Consider the following 4,171-nt stretch of genomic DNA (forward strand, 5'->3'; position numbering starts at 1 on the left):
CGCGGGGCGGCCGTACGGCGGTGTGCCGCTGGTGCGACGCCGGACGGCTCCGGTGGCGGCGCTGGCCGTGGGTGGGCTGTTCCTCGTCGTCACCACGATGCACCCGCAGGCGTTGCCCGCGGTCCGCGCCACCGGGCACACCACCGCGGGGATGGCGGCGGTCGGCGCGTGGCTGGACGGGTCCCTGGGGGACGGCACGGTGATCAGTACCCACGAGACACCCGCGCTCGCCTATCACGCGGGCCCGACGGTCGTGGTGCTCGACGTGTTCGGCCGGACGGACGAGCACATCGCCCGGGACGCCACGGACCGCGGGTTCGTGGACGGCCGGTTCGTCGCCCGCGACTACGACTACGTGGTGAACGTGCGTCGCCCGATGGTGGCCGTGGACGAGGACGCCTACACCGACGAACAGCAGTGCGGCATCCACCCGGCCTACGCCGGTGTGTACGAGGTGGCCAGCTTCCGGCACGCACCAGCGGACCACTGGGTCACCCTCTACCTGCGCCGTGCGATGGCCTCGGAACTGGTCGGGCGCCTGGCCGAGCATCCCGACTTCGAGTACGTCTCCTGCCTGTAGCACGCCGCCGTCCGGGGCGCGGGGTCAGAACCAGCGCTCCAGCACCTGCGCCACCCCGTCCTCGTGGTTGGCCGCGGTGACCTCGTCGGCGGCGTCGAGCACGACCGGGTGGGCGTTGGCCACCGCCACGCCGTGGCCGGACCAGCGCAGCATGTCCAGATCGTTGGGCATGTCCCCGAAGGAGACGGTGTTCTCCGCGTCCACCCCCAGTTCGCCGGCCACGTGTTCCAGCCCGGTCGCCTTCGTGACGCCGTGCGCGGCGAGCTCGATGAGCCCGCTGCCGGAGGAGAACGTGATGTCCACCACGCCGTCGAGGACGCTGCGCGCGGCGAGGGCCATCTCGTCCGAGTCCATCCTCGTGTGGCTGACCAGCAGTTTCACCGCCGGATGGCCCACCACCTCGGCGCGGGGGACGACGAACCCCTCCCCGTCGCCCCACGGGTTGGAGTACTCCGACTCGATGACGAAGTTGTGCCGGTCCGGGTCCACGGCCGTGGCGCCGATGCGCTCGGCGGCGAGCCGGCTCCCGGGCAGCGCCGTGTCCAGCGCGTCGGCCACGTCGTTCAGCAGCACCGGGTCGAGCAGACCGTGCACGTGCCGGACCCGGTCGGCGTCGATGTCGTAGACGATCGACCCGTTCGAGCACACCGCGTACCCGGTCAGGCCGGTCGCGTCGGCGACCGGGGGGATCCACCGGGGCGGGCGCCCGGTCACGAGTACCACCGGGACGCCGTCGTCCACGGCCCTCGCGACCGTGTCGACGGTGCGCGGGGTCACCCGCTCCATCGGGGCGAGCAGGGTGCCGTCGACATCGGAGGCGATCAGGTCGGGTCTGCGCACCCCTCCAGTTTCCCAGATCACGCCCGTGCTGCGGGGTGTGCTGTTTCACCGATAGCGTGTGACGCCGTGCGTGTTGGCATCGTGATCCTTCCCGAGGACAGGTGGTGGGCCGCCGAACCGAAGTGGCGGGCCGCCGAGGAGTACGGCTTCGACCATGCCTGGACCTACGACCACCTCGGCTGGCGGCACCTGGTCGACGGTCCGTGGTTCAACGCGGTGCCGACCCTGACCGCGGCCGCGATGGTCACCGCGACGATCCCGCTCGGGACGTTCGTGGCCTCCCCGAACTTCCGCCACCCCGTCCCGTTCGCCCGGGAGCTGATCACCCTGGAGGACGTCTCGGACGGCAGGACGATCCTCGGGATCGGGGCGGGTGGCCTCGGTTACGACACCGAGGTCCTCGGTGGGCCCGAGCTCTCCCCGGCGCAGCGGGCGGACCGGTTCACCGAGTTCGTGGACGCGCTGGACGGGCTGCTGCGGATCGACGGCTACGACTACTCGGGCACCTGGTACACCGCCCGCGGCGCCCGGAACCTCCCCGGATGCGTGCAGCGGCCCCGTATGCCGTTCGTCCTGGCGGCGGAGGGGCCGCGGACGATGCGGTGGGCCGCCGAGGCGGGCGAGGGCTGGGTGACCACGGGCAGGCCGGGTGTCGGGGAGAGCCAGCAGCGTTGGTGGTCGGTGGTGGCGGAGCAGGCCGGACGGTTCACCGACGCTCTGGTCGAGGCCGGGCGTGACCCGGACAGCGTTCCCCGCTACCTCAGCCTCGACGCCGCCCCGGTGTACAGCCTGACCAGCCGGGACAGTTTCGCCGAGGCCGTCGGTCGGGCGGCCGAACTCGGGTTCACCGACGTCGTCGTGCACTGGCCGCGCAGCAGCGAGCCCTACCAGGGCAGGGAGGCGGTGCTGGAGGGCATCGCCGAGGACCTCCTGCCGGAGGTGCAGGGCCGGGAGAAGCCCGCCGACCGGGAGGACCTCGACGGCCCGGACCCGGACGATCCGGACCCGGACGGCCCCGCTTCCGGGTCGCGGGACACCCCGGAGGACCCGGACGGCCCCGGAGCGTGAGCACGGACGCGGGGTGGTTCCGGCACCACCCCGCGCACCTCCTGTTTCACTCGTTCGGGTGAGTCTCGGGAGTTCGGGAACCGTTCCGGTAGCGCGTACGTCGGAGTGGGCACAGGCGCCGCGAGGCACCGGGGGAACAGGGGCCGCTCGACCCTCGTGCGGGGAAGGCCCGGCGCGGCACGGTTGCCCGTCCAGGGGGCGGGCAACCGTGGCCTCGCCGCACGAGGGTCGCGGCACGTCGGTAGCCTTCCGGGGCGTGAGCGCGGACACGAATTCCACAGACATCACGAACGAGGCACACTCCGGTTTCGATCTGGTGGTCGTCGGCTCCGGCTTCTTCGGCCTGACGGTGGCCGAACGCGCCGCCGAGCAGCTCGGCAAGCGGGTGCTGGTGCTGGAGCGACGGGACCACATCGGCGGCAACGCGTACTCGGAACCGGAACCGGAGACCGGGATCGAGGTGCACCGCTACGGCGCGCACCTGTTCCACACCTCGAACAAGCGGGTGTGGGACTACGTCACCCGGTTCACCGAATTCACCGACTACCAGCACCGGGTGTTCGCGAAGTACCAGGGGCAGGTCTACACGTTCCCGATGAACCTGCACCTGATCAACCAGTTCTTCGGGAAGTCGCACTCCCCGGACGAGGCGCGGGAACTGATCGCCGAGCAGTCGAGCGAGATCGACACCAAGGACGCCCGGAACCTCGAGGAGAAGGCGGTCTCGCTGATCGGCAGGCCGCTGTACGAGGCGTTCGTGAAGGGCTACACCGCCAAGCAGTGGCAGACCGACCCGAAGGAGCTGTCCCCGGCGATCATCACCCGGCTGCCGGTGCGCTACACCTTCAACAACCGCTACTTCAACGACACCTACGAGGGTCTGCCCGTCGACGGCTACACCGCCTGGCTGGAGCGCATGGCCGACCACCCGAACATCGAGGTGCGCCTCGGGGTGGACTACTTCGCCGTGCGCGACCGGATCCCGGAGGGCACGCCCGTCGTCTACACCGGGCCGCTGGACCGCTACTTCGGCTACTCGGAGGGACGGCTCGGCTGGCGCACGCTGGACTTCGAGCAGGAGGTCGTGCCCACCGGCGACTACCAGGGCACGTCGGTGATGAACTACAACGACATCGACGTCCCCTACACCCGGATCCACGAGTTCCGGCACTTCCACCCGGAGCGCAGCCACTACCCGGACGACAAGACGGTGATCGTGCGGGAGTACTCCCGGTTCGCCTCCGACGACGACGAGCCGTACTACCCGATCAATACCGCCGACGACCGGGAGAAGCTGGAGCGCTACCGCGAGCTGGCGAAGAAGGAGGCGCACGAGCGCAACGTCCTGTTCGGAGGGCGGCTCGGTACCTACAAGTACCTCGACATGCACATGGCGATCGGGTCGGCGCTGTCGATGTTCGACAACAAGATCGCCCCGCACCTGACCGACGGCACGCCGCTGGACGGGTCGATCGATGCCTGAGACACGGACACCGGACGTGCGCCCGCCCGAGGTGGAACTGCCCACCGCGGGCGACGAGGACCGGCCGTCCGGGGAGGTCGCGCTCCTGGTCACCGTCCAGCGCGGACTGGCCCGGCCCGCCCTGGTGCGGGCCGCGCGGGGACTGTCGTTGTTCGGCGAGCACAGTGCGGGCTGGGTCGCGCTCGGCGCCGTGGGTGCGG

Annotated in this window: 3 protein-coding genes and 2 pseudogenes; 4 read left to right on the forward strand and 1 reads right to left on the reverse strand. The window is 71.0% G+C overall.

All coding sequences use genetic code 11. The features are described from left to right. Positions 1–580, forward strand: a pseudogene (locus tag SACPADRAFT_RS0215400) (hypothetical protein); the annotation flags it as partial. Positions 581–604: 24 nt separating this feature from the next. On the opposite strand, the gene SACPADRAFT_RS0215405 reads toward SACPADRAFT_RS0215400, so the two are convergent. Further along, on the reverse strand, positions 605–1,420 hold the full coding sequence (locus SACPADRAFT_RS0215405) for a Cof-type HAD-IIB family hydrolase (RefSeq protein ID WP_007026723.1): 816 nt from the start codon (positions 1,418–1,420) through the stop codon (positions 605–607). An 81-nt stretch (positions 1,421–1,501) separates the two neighbouring features. Between SACPADRAFT_RS0215405 and SACPADRAFT_RS28045 the strand changes: the two genes are divergently transcribed. From SACPADRAFT_RS28045 to SACPADRAFT_RS28050, 3 genes and pseudogenes are all read left to right on the forward strand, one after another. After that, positions 1,502–2,488 (forward strand): LLM class flavin-dependent oxidoreductase, encoded by a 987-nt coding sequence (locus SACPADRAFT_RS28045; RefSeq protein WP_007026722.1) that lies wholly within the window; start codon positions 1,502–1,504, stop codon positions 2,486–2,488. A 256-nt stretch (positions 2,489–2,744) separates the two neighbouring features. Further along, on the forward strand, positions 2,745–3,971 hold the full coding sequence (glf, locus tag SACPADRAFT_RS0215415) for a UDP-galactopyranose mutase (RefSeq protein WP_028662490.1): 1,227 nt from the start codon (positions 2,745–2,747) through the stop codon (positions 3,969–3,971). Further along, positions 3,964–4,171: pseudogene (locus SACPADRAFT_RS28050) on the forward strand (hypothetical protein); the annotation flags it as partial. The gene glf and the pseudogene SACPADRAFT_RS28050, both read left to right, overlap by 8 nt.

Origin of the sequence: Saccharomonospora iraqiensis subsp. paurometabolica YIM 90007 (genome assembly GCF_000231035.2) — a bacterium.
Lineage (GTDB): Bacteria > Actinomycetota > Actinomycetes > Mycobacteriales > Pseudonocardiaceae > Saccharomonospora > Saccharomonospora paurometabolica.